The following is a 15,772-nucleotide window of genomic DNA, read 5'->3' as shown; positions in this document are numbered from 1 at the left end:
TCCGATCCGAGGCACCTGATGATCCCCTGCACCCTTTCCACTTATAGCGACCTGACAGATCTGGCTGTGGATACGATCATTGATGTCCGCGCGCCTTCTGAATTTGCCGAAGACCACCTGCCCGGCGCGATCAACCTGCCGGTGCTCGATGATGCCGAGCGGGCCAAGGTTGGCACGATATACAAACAAGACAGCCCCTTCAGTGCCCGCAAAATAGGCGGCGCACTTGTGGCGCAAAACACCGCTGCGCATTTGCAAGGGCCGCTGGCCGGCAAAGGTGGCGATTGGCAACCACTGGTCTATTGTTGGCGCGGTGGCCAAAGGTCCGGTGCATTTACCACCATCCTTGATCAGGTGGGCTGGCGGGTGCGGCTGCTCAGCGGCGGCTATCGCAGTTACCGCAGTCTGGTCAGCAAGATGCTTTATGATGGTCCGCTGCCGCACCAGTTGATCTTGGTATCGGGAGGCACCGGCACCGCCAAAACCCGCCTGCTCCAACATCTTGAAACCGCCGGAGGCCAGATACTGGACCTCGAAGCGCTGGCCGGTCACCGCGGTTCGATCTTTGGGGCAACCGCAAGCGAACAACCCAAACAAAAAATGTTCGAATCCCGTTTGGCCTCGGCTTGCGCACAGCTTGATCCAAACAAGGTGACTTGGGTCGAGGCCGAAAGCAGTAAAATCGGCGACCGAGTCGTGCCGCCTGCGCTTTGGAGCCGTATGTGTACGGCTCCGAGGATTGAAATATCGGCCCCCTTGCCAGCCCGCGCCGATTTCCTGTGCCGTGCTTACGAGGATTTGACGGACGATCCGGCGCAATTCGGTGCACAGATTGAACAATTGCGGCCCTATCACCCCGTAGAGCTCATAGGACAATGGCATGACCTTGCCAAAAACGGCGATTGGCAAACCCTCGCAACCGGCCTTGTGCGCGACCACTACGACCCGCGCTATGCGAAATCCGCCGCCCGCTCCGCCACGCCGGTCAGACGTCTGGAATTGCCTGACCTGTCAGAAACCACTTTGCAACAGGCAGCACAAACATTGCTCAGCGGCGCTGCTCCAGCGTGATCGCGCCTTGGCCGGAAGATAGCCTGCCAATCACCGCCGCCGTAATGCCCTGCGCCTCCATCTGCGCCACGGCTGTGGCTGCGGCATCTGGCGGCAAAGCGGCCAGCAATCCACCCGCCGTTTGCGGATCATAAAGCAGCGCATCATCCACCCCCGCAACCGGCGCATCACGGCGATTGGCCGGCATCAGGCTTGACGCCATCCCCTTGTCCGACAAGGCCCGCGCACCACCATAGACCGGTATCTGATCCTGCCACAAAACCGCATCCATGGCCGACGCCCGGCACATCGCCTGAATATGCCCGGCAAGGCCAAACCCCGTTACATCGGTCATTGCATGGGCCTTGGCCAGCGCCGCCGCCGCGATATCCTGCGGCTCTTGCATGACGCGCAAGGCAGCAGCGACATCGCGCCCATCCGCCTTGCCTTGCATATCCGCCGCAAAGATCACCCCCGTGCCAATGGGCCGGGTCAACACCAAAAAATCACCATTCTGCGCCCCGGAAACGGTAATCGGCATCTCGTCACGCAGCCCCGTTACCGTGAACCCGACCGTCAATTCGGCCCCCATGGTGGTGTGCCCGCCCACCAGTTGCGCCCCTGCCGCGCCCATCACAGCCGAGGCCGCCTGAGTGATCTCTGCCAAGGTTCGTGCCTGCAAATCCGGTGTCATCTGCGGCAAGATCAGATGCGCCAGCGCCACCTGCGGCTTGGCACCCATTGCCCAGATATCTCCCAGCGCATGAACCGCCGCCACCTGTGTCATGCATACGGGGTCCGCAATCATCGCCCTCAGATGATCCGTACTGATCACCTGAAAACCACCGCCAGGCTGGCGCAATACCGCCGCATCATCCCCTGCTCCGGTCAGAATTGCGCCGCTGACAGGCTTCAACCGATCCAACGCAGTGCCCAAGACACCGCCACCCACCTTGGCCCCGCAACCACCACAAAGCGGCGCAGCTTCCAGCATCTCGGCAACACCTGCCGCCACGGGGCCGCGCGGTGGTGCCACCTTCATCACCGGCAGGTTGGTGAATTTTTCCATAAAGGCCCGATCAATCCGGTCCTTCCAGCGCCACAGCAATGGGCCAGACAGGCTCACCCCGAACTTCTCCGCCATCGCGGATTTGCCGCCAAGCGAGATCAACTTGAGATAATGCGCTTGCGGCTTGAACCTGCGGCGGCGACCAACGCCCAGAGCCGCTCGTAAATTGTGATGCAGAACCGGGGCGGCACGCACGGCAAACACCCCGGCCTTTGGCCTTGGCGCGAAAGGCATATGTGCGCAATCCCCCACGGCAAACAAAGCGGGGTCACCCTCCACGCCCAATGTTTCATCAACCCGAATAAAGCCATCCTGAAGCGGCAGGTCAGTCTCGCCAACCCACTCATGCGCAAAGGCACCAGCAGCCCCGACACAAAACGCGGCGGCAACCGTGTCTTGCCCGGCAATCTCGACCCGCTGTGCCCCGATCCGGGTCACTTGCGCCCCGCACCGCACGGCCACGCCAAGCTGCTGCATCTGTGCCAACAACCGCCGCCGCGCAGAGGCGCCCACACCGGAAATCTCGGCGGCGGCCTCGATCACAGTCACCTCTGGTACAGCGCCTGCCTGCCGCAAGGCATGGGCCATCGCCAGCGCCAGCTCGCACCCGGCGACGCCGCCACCGATCACCGCAACCTCCGGCGCGGCATCCCCTGCCTGCACCTGCGCCAGAAAATCACGCCAGCGGGCCGCATAAACATCCAGCGGCTTGGCCCCGACCCCGTGCTCGGCAAATCCCGGCAGATCCATCTGCGCGGTGATCCCCACGTCGATGGAGGCCACGTCATAGGCCACCGGCATCCGCCCCTCCATCAAGACCTGCCGCCCTGCCCGATCAATCCCGCAGGCCTTGTCCAGAATAAGCCGCGCACCGGCATGGCGGCACAATCGCACCAAATCAATCTCCAGCGTGTCCCGCGCATAATGTCCCGCCACATGCCCCGGCAACATCCCCGTATAGGGTGCCGTCGGCCCCGGATTGATCACCGTCAACCGCACCCCCGGCAGGGGCTTCATCCCCCAGGACCGCAACACCAGCGCATGGGCATGCCCGCCCCCGACCAACACCAGATCCCGCGTCAAAGGCACGTTGCCCAACATCTTTGCCCACTTCCCTTTTTGGCCCCAAATACTTCAGGGAGTTTGAGGGACAGCGTCCCTCATCACCAAAATTAAATCACTTGCGGGCCCCTAAGGGGGCCGCGCCTGTCCCTACCAGTGCCACATAGACACCGCTAATGAAAATCCCGCGACTTCGGGATCACCCGCACATCGCGTGGATGCCTCCGGGCGCTCACCTGCCCCGCGATCGGATGCGTCGGATGATCGCCCCGCGCCTGCGTTTGCGGCACCCGGTCCACCGCCAGATCATCAAGCCGGTCGGTGCGGTTCTCAAGCCGGTCCGCAACCACGTGAATAACCCGCCCGTCACTCTGCACCCGCCCATGCACCACCAAAAGCCGTGCCCCCATGATCACCGGGCGGAAATGCTCAAACAGCTTGGGCCAGATCACCAGATTGGCCACCCCTGCCTCATCTTCCAGTGTGATGAAACACACGCCCTTGGCACTGCCGGGCTTTTGCCGCACCAACACCAGTCCCGCCAGTGACACCCGCGCCCCATTTCGCATCCCCGGCAGTTGGTCGGTCACAGCAAACCCCTGACGCCGCAGGCTGGCCCGAAAAAAGCTGACCGGATGCGCCTTCAGCGACAGCCGCAGGGTCTGATAATCGGCCACCACATGTTCGGCCTGGGGCATGGCGGGCAGCGATACTGCTGGCTCCGCACCCTCATCCATGGCCTCGGCGTGGGTAAAGATCGGCAGATCCGGCGCATCTTTCAAGGCCTGCCCCTGCCACAGCGCCTGACGCCGGTCGATTCCCATGGACCGCATCGCATCCGCCGCCGCCAACCGCCGCACCGTCCCGCGGTCCAGCCGCGCCCGCGCCTTGAGATCGGCCACATCAACAAACGGCATGTCCCGCGCTGCCATGATCCGCGCCGCGGCATCCTCGCGCATGCCGTCCACCTGCCGCAGGCCAAGCCGCAGTGCAAATCCGGTCTCGCAGGGCTCCAGCGTGCTGTTCCAATCGGAATAATTGGCATCCACCCCGCGCAATTCGACACCATGTTCCCGCGCATCCCGCACGATCTGCGCGGGCGCATAAAACCCCATCGGCTGGGAATTGAGCAGCGCACAGGCAAAGGCCGCCGGATAGTGGCATTTCATCCAGGAGGACACATAAACCAGCTTGGCAAAGCTGGCCGCGTGGCTTTCGGGAAAGCCATAATCGCCAAATCCTTTGATCTGATCAAAACACCGCCGCGCAAAATCTTCCGAATAGCCGCGATCGGTCATCCTCCCGACCATCTTGTTTTGCAGCGTTTCAATGGTCCCGCGTGAGCGAAAAGTGGCCATCGCCTTGCGCAGCTCATTGGCCTCCTTGGGCGTAAACCGCGCCGCATCAATGGCGATCTTCATCGCCTGTTCCTGAAAGATCGGCACGCCCAGCGTCCGCCCCAGGATCTTGAGCAGTTCATCCTGCGGATGTTCCGGCCCCGGCGCGGGATAGCTGACCCCCTCCAATCCCTGACGCCGCCGCAGGAACGGATGCACCATATCGCCCTGAATAGGGCCGGGGCGCACAATCGCCACCTCGATCACCAGATCGTAAAACACCCGGGGCCGCAGCTTCGGCAGCATCGCCATCTGCGCCCGGCTTTCCACCTGAAACACCCCAAGGCTGTCCCCCGCACAGAGCATATCATAGGTCGCCGCATCATCCGCCGGAACGCTGGCCAGATCATGATTCACGCCGTAATGCGCCCGCAGAAGGTCAAAACACTTGGCAATACAGGTCAACATCCCCAACGCCAGAATATCCACCTTGAAGATGCCCAAGGCATCAATGTCATCCTTGTCCCATTCGATGAAACTGCGCTCTGGCATCGCGCCATTTCCAATGGGCACCATCTCTGTCAGGGGCCGTTCGGTCAGGATAAATCCGCCCACATGCTGGCTCAAATGGCGCGGCATGCCGGTCATCTCGCGGGCCAGCGCGATCACCCGGCGCAGATAGGGGTCAGACAGGTCCATGCCCGCATCCTTGACCCGCTCATCGCCCATCTGCCCCTCAAAACTGCCCCAGACCGTGCTGGCCAGTTTCGCCGTCACATCCTCGGACAGGCCCATCGCCTTGCCGACCTCGCGGATCGCGGATCGCGGGCGGTAATGGATCACCGTGGCGCAGAGCCCGGCCCGCTCCCGCCCGTATTTTTCATACATGTACTGGATCACTTCCTCGCGCCGCTCATGTTCGAAATCCACGTCGATGTCGGGCGGCTCGTCCCGCTCTTCGCTGAGAAACCGTTCAAACAGCACGTCATGTTCCTCTGGATCCACCGCCGTGATGCCAAGGCAGAAACAAACGGCAGAATTGGCGGCAGATCCACGCCCCTGGCACAGGATGGGCGGCTCTGCCACCTCGCGGGCAAAGCGGACGATGTCGTTGATGGTCAGGAAATAGCGGGCAATCTTCTTGGAGCGGATCAGCGCAAATTCCTTTTCGATGATCCCCCTGATCCGCGCCGATACTCCATCCGGGTAACGCTGCGCTGCACCTTCCCACGTCAGATGCTCCAACTCCTCCTGCGCACCGCGCCCTTCCGGCACGATCTCATGGGGGTATTCGTATTTCAGATCACTCAGCGAAAAGGCGCAGGCATCCGCCACCTCGCGCGTGGCCCGGATGGCATGGGGCCAGGCACCGAACAAACGGCACATCTCGGCGGGGGATTTCAGATGCCGCTCTGCGTTGGCCTCCAGCAGGAAACCGGCCTTGTCGATCGTACAGCTCTCGCGGATGCAGGTCATCACATCCTGCAGGGGGCGGCGCTGGGGCGTGTGGTACAGCACGTCGTTGGTGGCCAGAATGCCCAGGCCCTGCGCCCGCGCCATCCCATCCAACCGGTTGATCCGCGCCACATCATCGCCGCGATAAAGATAGGCCGCGCCGATATGGCGCAGCTGCGGCAGCGCCCGCACCAGCCGGGGCAATCCGGCCTCAAACACATCCAGTTGCGCAGGCGGCATCACGATCAGTTGCAGCCCCTCGGCATGGGCGGCCAGCATCTCAAGCGTCAGATGGGTTTCACCTTTTTCCTGCCAGCCGCCCTCAACGTCCGACATCTTGCCACGGCTCAGCAGTGTCGACAGCCGGGCATAGGCGGCGCGGTCTTTTGGATAGGCCAGCAGTTCTGTGCCGCACAGCAAAACCAGCCGCGCCCCGATCAATGGGCGCAGCTTGGCTTTCTGTGCCTCGGTATGGATGCGCACGACCCCGGCCAGCGTGTTGTGATCGGCAATGCCCATGGCGTCATAGCCCAGCAGATTGGCCGTCGCTGTCAGATCCACCGCGTCAGAGGCCGCCCGCAGAAACGAAAAACAGCTGGCCAGACCCAGCTCCACATAGGGGCTCGGCGGGTGCCACTGGAACGGATCGTCAGGATCCAGCGTGCGGCGTTTATGTCCGTCTTGCTGGGGCATGGAACGTTATAAAGCGACAGGGCGATGCAGGTGATTTCTACAGGCGGAGGATCTAAAGAGGCGCAAATCAAAAATATTTGCACCCGGCACGGAGCCAAGGCTGCAAAGCAGCCGCCGCGCCATCGCCGGCCCGCCCCACCGGGCAGGCGATTTGGAAAAGCTTGGCGTACCCTTGTCAGATCGCGCCATAAAGGCAGGCATAAACTGCCATACTGCACCCTTCGGATCGCCCACCCGCGGGCCCGCGATGGCGCGGTGCGCATAACGGCAAAACAACGGAGCGCCCCTCAATGTGCTCTCAAAGACAACGGTGGGTGGGGTGCTGCCACAGGCGCAAAGTGGCCCGCTTTGCACCCACTTGGATGCATCATGCTGTGCCATCGCCTGCCCGTGGGTTGGTGTGCCCATCTGTGCCGTCTGGCAGTTTATCTTAGCGTTTGTGATGGGTGCCAGAAACCTGGCACCGGAGCGGGCCAAATCGCCTACCCGTCCGGGCGGGCAGGCGATGGCACGGCGGCTGCAAGACAACCTGGATTCCGTGCCAACGGTAGATTTTGGTGGGGCGCAGGCCGGTCCTTTCATCATGCAAAGATTCCCTGCATGAACCAGCGCGGATCGCCGCCGCGCCCGTCGCCCAGAATCCCCTCGCGATAGATCCAGAACCGCCGCCCATCGCCGACCTCGACCTTGTAATAATCCCGCAGCCGCGTACCGGGCCGGTCGCGCCACCATTCGGGGGCAATCCGTTCCGGCCCCTCGTGGCGACGCGTCAGATAGGCCACCCGCCGCCAGCGAAACCGCGCGGGCGGACCTTCGGGCACGGCGTACAGCACCGCGATCTCTTCGGGCGGCTCAAGCAATCGCAAGGGCCGCGCCCGGTCCAGCACCGGTGCCTGCCTCGCCACATGCCCCAGCGCCGGCAGGGCATGCTCCACCCGTTCGGGCAGATGGCTTTGCACCCAGGCGGACCAGGTGATCTTGTCCGGCCCCAGCCGCGCGGTCAGCCGGTCCAGCAACGCCGCCACATCCCGCTGCGCATCGCGACGGCCCTCCAGATGGTCCTGCTGCAACGCCAGCGGTTCAACCCGCAATGCCTCAAGTGTCAGCAGATCAAAGCCAAAGCCGGGGTCGATCCCGTCCAGCTTGCCCGCCAACAACCGCAACAGATGCGCCGGATCACGGCTGGCGCTGGCCGTGGCCACATCGCGGCTGCGCCATTCGCCATCCACGCGGTAGATCGTCAGCCGCAGCTGCCGCGCGCCTTGCTCCGCCTCGGCCAGTTGCACACATAAATCCTGCGCCAGTGCCTCAAGATGCGGCAGCGGATCAATCACCGGTTCGGGCAGGCGTACCCGCGCCAGCCAATGCCGTGCATCCGCAGGCGCATTCAGCGGATCCGCCGTCCGGCCAAGGGCACGGTCCAGCAACACCAGCGGATTGATTTCTTCGGCCAGCCGGTCAAAGCGCCGCATCAGCGCCACACGCGGCACCTGCATCAAGGCGCCCAGCGTCTTGAGGCCCAGCCGTTGCAGCAGCCGATCTGTATCCGCGCCAATCCGCAGCGCCGCCACGGGTAGCGGTGCAAGACACATCTCAAGATCCTCGGTGTCACAGATCACCCGCCCCGCGCCAAACCGCGCCAACATTTGTGCGCCGCCACGCGTCGGCGCCATCGCCAGCCGCGCGGTCAGCCCCTGCATCTGAAATCTTGTACCAATATCACGCAACATCGCGGTCTCTCCGCCAAACAAATGGTCCGCGCCGGTCACATCCATCACAATGCCATCTGCGCCATCCCGCACCGTCCACGGGCACCAACGCCGTGCCCAATGGGCAACCCTGTCCAACAGCTTGCGATCCCCTGGTGCATCGGCCTGTTCCACATGCAGATCAGGGTGGATCGCCTGCACATCAACAATCCGTTCGCCTTCCGATATGCCCCGCCTCTGCGCCGCCACACTCACCGCATAGACCACCGGCCCATGACGGCCCGCCTGCGCCAGAACCACAGGCACGGTCTCATCCGGCAGCGTCCGCTGCTGCGCGGTGATCCTCCGCCAGCGATCCATCGCCAGATCGGGAAACCAGACGGAGACGATCCGCGGCTGTGCGGGCGCTGCTGTCATAGCCCGCGCTCCAGACCCCCGGCGCACGACCACGGGCGCGAAACAGCTCGGCCTCCCATTGCGGTAGACCCGGCGCCTGTGGATTGTCCGGGTGCATCTGCGACGGCAAGGATGACAACCGCCAGCGTTCGCGGGCCGCCGACAACGCCCCGTGATCGGCAGACCGGATCAACCAGACCGGCACTTGCGCGGTCTCGGCCCTGAGCGCCAACCGCTTGGTCGCGGTAAAGCTCAGCACCTCGGGCGCGCCATGAATCTCGCCCACCACCGCCGCCAATCCGGCACAGCCCGCGCCCTCTTCCATCGCCCAAAGCACATCGCGCGGGTGGCTGACCTCGACCCGCAGGATTGGCCCCTTGAGACCAAACTGCGCCAGCGCTGGCCCATAAAGCCGCCCGTTTTCGCGCCGTGACATGCGGTCGCTGACCCAAAGCACCGGCGCGGCACTGTCGGGCAAAGCGGCCAGAACAAACCCCGCCGGTGCCGCATCGAACGGCCCGCCTGCCAGCACATCGCGCAACACCGCAGCGCCCGGCGCGGCGGCGTCGCCGGGGCGCGGCACATCCTGAACCAAATGTTTGTGAGACAGGGAAATCACCTGTCCAAAAGGGGAATCGGGTGGCATACATTCCTCCATATGTTCACTATTTGTTCTAATTGAAAAGACAGCATTTGGCGAGAGGCCCAAGCCATTTTCCGCACATTTTCCGCTAAGCCTGCGCAGCCAAAGTGAAATATTACGGCACTGCCGCCTGGCCCTGAAAATAACGATGGGGCCGCCCCGATCAGTTCCCGCGGCGCATCTGTCCTTCAAGGTGATCATAGCTGTGATCAATCAACCGCTGCAGCATATCACTGAACAACAGAATTTCCTCTGCGGACAGCGGCGCAAGCACTTCTTCATTGCTGCGCAGCACCTCAGCCATCATGCTGTTGTATAGCTTGTCGCCCTCGGGCGTGAGTTCCAGCATCAGCGCCCGGCCATCATCGGGGTCTTCGCCCGTGACAACCAGCCCCTTGGATTGCAGGGATTTGATCAGACGGCTGGCCTGGCTTTTGTCCATCAGGATAAAGTCGGCAATGTCGCCCGCCCGCGCCGGCATCCGCGCCTTGATCAATGCCAAAAGCCGCCATTCATTCAAGCTGAGATCAAACAGATCCTCGGACCAAAGATGGCCCTCACGTTCCCCAATCAACACCAGCCGCCGCAGCTTGAAGGTGATCACGTCCTCAATCGTCAGAACGTCAGGATGCTTGCCGCCCGTCCGCAGCACCCCGCCGCGATTTGGCACGGAATCACCCTGCGCTGCATTAAAATCATCAGACATAAAAAACCTTTCCCACAGGCCTGCGAGATAAAATTACGGTAAAATACCCAAAACAGTTCTTAAAATCCACAAAACAAGGGTCACATTTACCCCACGAAACATAAACACCATGTACAATCACCCTGCAAACCCTTACCGACGCCCAAACCTTGCGCCGAGGCTCTCTGCCTCTGGCCGCCTGCACTGCAGGCTATGCTTTCAGAACAGGATGATCCCTTGATCCAGACCATCGCAGATGCGCTAGCCCAACAGGGCTATGAAACTCTTACCGCCGTTCAGGAGGCCGTGACCGATCCGGCGCTTGCCCAGGCCGACCTTTTGGTCTCGGCCCAGACCGGCTCTGGCAAGACCGTCGGCTTTGGCCTGGCCATCGCACCGACCTTGCTGGACGGGGCTGAACATTTCGGCCCGGCCGCCGCGCCCTTGGCATTGGTGATCGCACCAACACGCGAATTGGCCATGCAGGTCAGCCGCGAGCTCAGCTGGCTCTATGGCAAGGCTGGCGCGATTGTCACCACCTGTGTTGGCGGCATGGACCAACGCACCGAACGCCGCGCCCTGGACCGGGGTGTTCATGTGGTTGTGGCCACGCCGGGGCGTCTGTGCGACCACATCAAACGCGGCAACATCGACCTTGGCGATCTGCGGGCCGTTGTTTTGGACGAAGCAGATGAAATGCTCGATCTCGGGTTCCGCGACGAGCTGGAATTCATCCTGTCCGAAGCGCCCGAAGACCGCCGCACCCTGCTGTTCTCGGCCACCGTGCCGGCCGCAATTGCCAAGCTCGCGCAGTCCTACCAACGTGACGCGCAACGCATCAGCACCGTCGGCGAAGCCAAACAGCACGCGGATATCGAATACCGCGCCCTGAACGTGCACCCGCGTGACACGGAAAACGCTATTATCAACGTGCTGCGGTTCTACGAGGCCAAGAATGCCATCGTTTTCTGCAACACCCGCGCCGCTGTGGCGCGGCTGACTGCCAAGTTCACCAACCGCGGCTTTTCTGTTGTTGCCCTGTCAGGGGAGCTGACCCAATCGGAACGCACCAATGCCTTGCAAGCCCTGCGTGATGGCCGGGCGCGGGTCTGTATTGCCACCGATGTGGCCGCACGCGGGATCGACCTGCCCAATCTGGAGCTGGTAATTCACGCCGATCTGCCGTCCAACTCGGACACCCTTCTGCACCGCTCTGGCCGGACCGGCCGTGCTGGGCGCAAGGGGGTTTCGGCGCTGATCGTCCCGCCCAAGATGAAAACAAAGGCCAACCGCCTGCTGGGTTGGGCCAAACTGAAAGCCGAATGGGCCGCCGCACCCACCGCCGCCGAGGTGAATGCCGCCGACGAAGCCCGACTGCTGGGCGATGATGCATGGTCTGCGCCTATCCCTGAAGACGCAGAAGCTTTTGTGGCCAACCTGGTCGAGCAATTCAGTGCCGAACAACTGGCAACCGCATTTGTGAACCTCTACCGCGCACGTGCCTCTGCCCCCGAAGATCTGACCGATCCGGGCGAACGCGGCGACGACAAACCCCGCCCCGCCTTTGGGCCTTCTGTCTGGTTTTCGGTCTCTGCAGGCCGCAATGATGGGGCAGAGCCGCGCACCTTGCTGCCGATGCTGTGCCGCTTGGGCGATCTGACCAAAGACGACATTGGCGCAATCCGCGTACAGCCAAGCCACAGCTTTGTTGAAATTCTGGCCTCCTCCGCAACCAAGTTTGTCAATGCTCTTGGGCCAGACATGAAAGCCGAAGGCGGCGCTGTTGTCACCCAGCTCGACAGCCCTCCGGACCTGCCGCGCGGTCCAAAGCCAGGCGGCCCGAAACGGGGTCCCAAGCCGGGTGGAAAGCCGCATCGCAAATCTTACGATTCCGACGCACCGTCCGAACCGCGCAAGCCGCGCAAACCCTACCGCGAGGATCCGGTGGCCGAAGTTCGCGCAGAGCGCAGTGAAAAGCCCAGGTTCGACAAACCGCGCGGCGGCCCCAAGGGCGAGCGCCCGCCGAAGTCTCACAAAACCGACCGCAGCCCGATGAAGCCCGGCGCCAAGCCAAAGCCAAAATCAAATGGCGAAGCCCCCGGCAAGCCCAAGGCAAAGGCCGTCTGGAAGAAAGAGAAACCAGCGACCGAGGCGCCGCGCAAACCTAAGGGTGCGCCGAAGAAGTCGGCACCGGAGCCAAGCAGCTACAAACGCGCAAGCGATCCGTCCAAGCGTTTCTCTCCGCCAAACAAGGTCGGGAAACAAGGCGGTAAAGCCGGACCCAAACGCGGCAAATAACCGTGATACCCCAAGAGGCGAATAATGAATAAGTCCACTTCGTTTTCTTTCAAGAAAATAGCTTCGCGATCATTGGGCTAACAGCCAAACAAAAAAACGCCGGAGGAACCCCTCCGGCGTTTTCTATTCCGTGACCGGAGTTTCCAAAAACCCCGGCACACTTGCTTTGATGAAAGCGGGCTCAGATCAGCCCTTACCTTTCCATGGTACGAGATACTTCTCAGCGGCCCGCATCAGCATATCAATGCCAAACCCGATAACGCCAATCAGGATGATCCCCATAATCACGATGTCGGTGTTCTGGAACTTTGACGCGGTCATGATCATCATACCCGCGCCTTGTTCCGCCGCGACCAGTTCGGCGGCCACGACCGTGCCCCAACAAACGCCCATCGCAACCCGCGCACCGGTAAAGATCTCCGGCAGAGAGTTCGGGACAATCACGTGGCGCATGATCTGCCATTTGCTGGCGCCCAGCGAATAGGCCGCATGCACCTTGGAGATTTTCACCCCGGACACACCGGACCGCGCCGCAATCGCCATGATCCAAAGCGCCGCAAGGAACAGCAGGATGATCTTGCCAGCCTCGCCAATACCGGCCCAAATGATCACCAGCGGGATCAAGGCAAGCGGCGGTACTGGGCGCATGAATTCCACAATCGGATCGAACCAACCCCGGAACCAATTGCTGAGCCCCATCGCATAACCCAACGGAATGCCGACGATTGCACCAAGAACGAAGCCAACAACAACCCGGAAGAGCGAGAAGCCAAGGTGTTCAAGCAAGGTGAAGTTACGGAAGCCCTCCTGCATGATCTGGACCGAACGGGTCCAAACCTGTTCGGGCGCTGGCAGATAAAGCGGTTCCATCTGCCAGCCCTTCGCTGGCTCAAAGTTGGGCGTTCCCTTGTCAGAAAGGGTCACGGCACCGCCCGCCGTCTTGACGGTTTCGCCCGGCGCAATTTTCTGGCCGTTGATGGCAATCACCTTGGCGCCGTCTTTCTTGGTCAGCTCGTCATTCTTGTCGACCCGCACCAGACCAGTCCGCCACTGCGCGATGGCAATGGAATCGTTCTTGGCAAATCCGTCACCCGGCGCAACTTCGGGCGCCTCTGCCGGTTCGCTACGTGGATGCACAAGGACCGTCACCTCCGCATCATCGGGGGCCTGCCCTTCGACCTGCGCAGTATAGGTAAAGCTGGTGGTCCCCTCAAAAGGGCCCGGCGCATGCAAAAAGGATGGCAGCAGGTTTGACCCGGTGAACACGCCCCACATCAGGAAAATCGTCAGGATCGAGATGATCCCGGCAGCACGGTTGGGTGTCACCGCACTTTCGTCACCGAAGGTCACAGTTTTCAAAGATGTGTAATCACGAATGCCTTTCTGCAGCAGTTTTGTCACCACAAAGGCGCTGCCGACAAAGATCGCTACATAAATGATCAGAAAGAAAATGCCGGTCATGCCGCGTCCTCCTTGGTGCCCATGATCTCTTCTTCCATGTCCCAGATCATATTGAGGATCTCTTCACGTTTGGGGCCGAAATCGGGATGTTTCTTGACCTCGCGCAGGTCGGCGTTCACGCCCAGCTCTGCAAACGGCAGTCGGTATTCCTTGTGAATGCGCCCTGGCCGCGGGGCCATCACGATCAAACGCTCGCCCAAGAGCAACGCCTCTTCGACGGAGTGGGTGATCAGGATGATCGTCTTGCCGGTCTCTTTCCAAAGTTTCAAAACCAGGCTCTGCATCTTTTCGCGGGTCAAGGCATCAAGCGCGCCCAGCGGTTCGTCCATCAAAATGACATCGGGGTCATTGGCCAGACAACGGGCCAAAGCCACACGCTGCTGCATCCCGCCCGAAAGCTCGTAAACGGCCTTTTCTTTAAAGTCCTGCAAACCAACCACATCCAGCAGATGATCGACGATTTCTGCCTTGTCATTCTTGGGCATGCCTTTCATCGACGGACCAAAGCCCACGTTCTCACGCACACTCATCCATTCAAACAGCGCACCTTGTTGGAAGACCATGCCGCGTTCGGCGTCCGGGCCGGTGATCGTGTGACCATTGAGGGTCATCACACCGGAAGTTGGCGCGAGAAAACCCGCAACGATATTGAGCAGCGTCGTCTTACCGCAGCCCGATGGCCCCAGCACACTCAGCAATTCGCCCGCTTTGAGGTCAATCGATACGTCTTGCAACGCTTGCACGTGTCCGCCATCCGGCAGATCAAATCGCATCGACAGTTTATCAATGGAGAGTCCGGTCATAATTCCGCGTCCCACCCCCGTCAGGGATCAAAGGGCAGGGTTTTCCCCACCTCTGTTTCATTGGAAAAAGGGCGGTGCGGCCCTCACGGCCACACCGCCCCCTTTGGATTACATGCCTTTGGCAGCTTCGAGTGGGCCAGTGTTCACTGTGCCTTCATAGCTGTCGAGCGCGGAGTCGATGGACCCTGCTTCGACAAACACATCTGCCACACCTTTCATGAAGGAGGCCGCGTTGCCGCCAAGCCATGCTTCGGAAAGCTGCTCATCTACAGATGGGAATTCAAACGTGGAGATGGATGCCTTGGTTGCTTCAACGTCCATGCCGGATTCTTTTGCAATCACCGCGAGCATTTCGTCACTCTGGTTGGCTTTCCAGTCTGCGTTTGCCGCGGCTGTCACAGCGGCGAATTTAGCCGCGGTATCGCCGTTTTCGGCAAGGAAGGCCGCTGGCGCGGATGTCACGTCAAACACCAGAATGCCCAGTTCCTGCTTTTCAGCACCGGTCAAAAGGATGTTGCCGTATTCTTTCATCCGTGCGAGGCCACCGCCCCAACCGCAGGCGAAGTCAACTGCGCCCTGGCTGAGCGCGGCTGCGCCTTCTGGTGGCGCCATGTCCACAACCTGCAAGGTGGACACATCAACACCGAAGTGGTCCATCTGGCGCAGGAAGCCGTAGTGCGCGGCTGTACCCAGTGGCACAGCGACTTTCTTGCCAGCCAGTTCGCCAGCGCTATCCTTGTCGATCTCCAGATCAGAGCGAACAACGCAGTTGTCGTTTTCTGAATAGGACACCGCAACGTCGATGATCTGAAGATCCTGACCGCCAGATGTTGCCACAACGAAGGGCGGCACACCCTGCGAGACGGAAATCTGCACATCGCCCGACGCCATCGCTGCAGACATTGCGGTACCGGTTTCAAAAGAAACCCAGTTCACTTTCATGCCCAGCGCTTCGTCGTAGGCACCGGATGCCTTTGCTGCGAGGAATGGCATTGGCCATTCGAGGAAGTAACCGACGGTGATTTCACCGTGGCCATCGGCCATTGCGGCCTGACCGGTCATCGCCATTACGGCGCCGGCTACAAATCCTGTTGCTGTCTTCTTGATCATA

At 61.4% G+C, this 15,772-nt stretch carries 10 protein-coding genes; 2 read left to right on the top strand and 8 right to left on the bottom strand.

Features of this window, described 5'->3' with window-relative positions:
* Positions 1-18 precede the first annotated feature (18 nt).
* On the top strand, positions 19-1,071 hold the full coding sequence (gene mnmH, locus K3754_RS02210) for a tRNA 2-selenouridine(34) synthase MnmH (protein WP_259940513.1): 1,053 nt from the start codon (positions 19-21) through the stop codon (positions 1,069-1,071).
* Here mnmH and selD read toward each other — a convergent pair.
* The 5 genes from selD to K3754_RS02185 all read right to left on the bottom strand — a co-directional run bounded on the left by selD (position 1,049) and on the right by K3754_RS02185 (position 10,120).
* Positions 1,049-3,220 (bottom strand): selenide, water dikinase SelD, encoded by a 2,172-nt coding sequence (selD, locus tag K3754_RS02205; RefSeq protein ID WP_259940511.1) that lies wholly within the window; start codon positions 3,218-3,220, stop codon positions 1,049-1,051. The genes mnmH and selD overlap by 23 nt on opposite strands.
* 134 nt (positions 3,221-3,354) lie before the next feature.
* Positions 3,355-6,666: an error-prone DNA polymerase gene (locus tag K3754_RS02200; RefSeq protein WP_259940509.1), complete on the bottom strand. Its 3,312-nt coding sequence runs from the start codon at positions 6,664-6,666 to the stop codon at positions 3,355-3,357.
* 581 nt (positions 6,667-7,247) lie between these two features.
* Positions 7,248-8,792: a DNA polymerase Y family protein gene (locus tag K3754_RS02195; protein WP_259940506.1), complete on the bottom strand. Its 1,545-nt coding sequence runs from the start codon at positions 8,790-8,792 to the stop codon at positions 7,248-7,250.
* Positions 8,686-9,417: an ImuA family protein gene (locus K3754_RS02190; RefSeq protein WP_259940503.1), complete on the bottom strand. Its 732-nt coding sequence runs from the start codon at positions 9,415-9,417 to the stop codon at positions 8,686-8,688. Before K3754_RS02190 ends, K3754_RS02195 begins: the two co-directional genes overlap by 107 nt.
* Positions 9,418-9,577: 160 nt before the next feature.
* Positions 9,578-10,120, bottom strand: a complete 543-nt coding sequence (locus K3754_RS02185; RefSeq protein WP_203209246.1) for a MarR family winged helix-turn-helix transcriptional regulator — start codon at positions 10,118-10,120, stop codon at positions 9,578-9,580.
* A 216-nt stretch (positions 10,121-10,336) separates the two neighbouring features.
* Between K3754_RS02185 and K3754_RS02180 the strand changes: the two genes are divergently transcribed.
* Complete coding sequence (locus K3754_RS02180) at positions 10,337-12,397, top strand: DEAD/DEAH box helicase (RefSeq protein WP_259943208.1); 2,061 nt, start codon at positions 10,337-10,339, stop codon at positions 12,395-12,397.
* 186 nt (positions 12,398-12,583) lie between these two features.
* On the opposite strand, the gene K3754_RS02175 is transcribed toward K3754_RS02180, so the two are convergent.
* From K3754_RS02175 to K3754_RS02165, 3 genes are all read right to left on the bottom strand, one after another.
* Positions 12,584-13,849, bottom strand: coding sequence for an ABC transporter permease (locus K3754_RS02175; RefSeq protein ID WP_203212232.1), 1,266 nt, complete (start codon positions 13,847-13,849; stop codon positions 12,584-12,586).
* 5 nt (positions 13,850-13,854) lie between these two features.
* On the bottom strand, positions 13,855-14,661 hold the full coding sequence (locus K3754_RS02170) for a taurine ABC transporter ATP-binding protein (protein ID WP_203209248.1): 807 nt from the start codon (positions 14,659-14,661) through the stop codon (positions 13,855-13,857).
* 108 nt (positions 14,662-14,769) lie between these two features.
* Entirely contained in the window at positions 14,770-15,771 is a 1,002-nt protein-coding gene (locus tag K3754_RS02165; protein WP_203209249.1) for an ABC transporter substrate-binding protein, read from the bottom strand.
* Between the last annotated feature and the right edge of the window lies 1 nt (position 15,772).

It is taken from the genome of Sulfitobacter sp. M368 (genome assembly GCF_025141875.1).
GTDB classification, from domain to species: Bacteria; Pseudomonadota; Alphaproteobacteria; order Rhodobacterales; family Rhodobacteraceae; genus Sulfitobacter; species Sulfitobacter mediterraneus_A.
This window is presented reverse-complemented; position numbering and strand designations above follow the sequence as displayed.

Excerpts from the sequence above, each read along its gene's own strand:
- mnmH (WP_259940513.1), top strand. The coding sequence starts at position 19 with ATGATCCCCTGCACCCTTTCCACTTATAGCGACCTGACAGATCTGGCT.
- selD (WP_259940511.1), bottom strand. The coding sequence starts at position 3,220 with ATGTTGGGCAACGTGCCTTTGACGCGGGATCTGGTGTTGGTCGGGGGC.
- K3754_RS02200 (WP_259940509.1), bottom strand. The coding sequence starts at position 6,666 with ATGCCCCAGCAAGACGGACATAAACGCCGCACGCTGGATCCTGACGAT.
- K3754_RS02195 (WP_259940506.1), bottom strand. The coding sequence starts at position 8,792 with ATGACAGCAGCGCCCGCACAGCCGCGGATCGTCTCCGTCTGGTTTCCC.
- K3754_RS02190 (WP_259940503.1), bottom strand. The coding sequence starts at position 9,417 with ATGCCACCCGATTCCCCTTTTGGACAGGTGATTTCCCTGTCTCACAAA.
- K3754_RS02185 (WP_203209246.1), bottom strand. The coding sequence starts at position 10,120 with ATGTCTGATGATTTTAATGCAGCGCAGGGTGATTCCGTGCCAAATCGC.
- K3754_RS02170 (WP_203209248.1), bottom strand. The coding sequence starts at position 14,661 with ATGACCGGACTCTCCATTGATAAACTGTCGATGCGATTTGATCTGCCG.
- K3754_RS02165 (WP_203209249.1), bottom strand. The coding sequence starts at position 15,771 with ATGATCAAGAAGACAGCAACAGGATTTGTAGCCGGCGCCGTAATGGCG.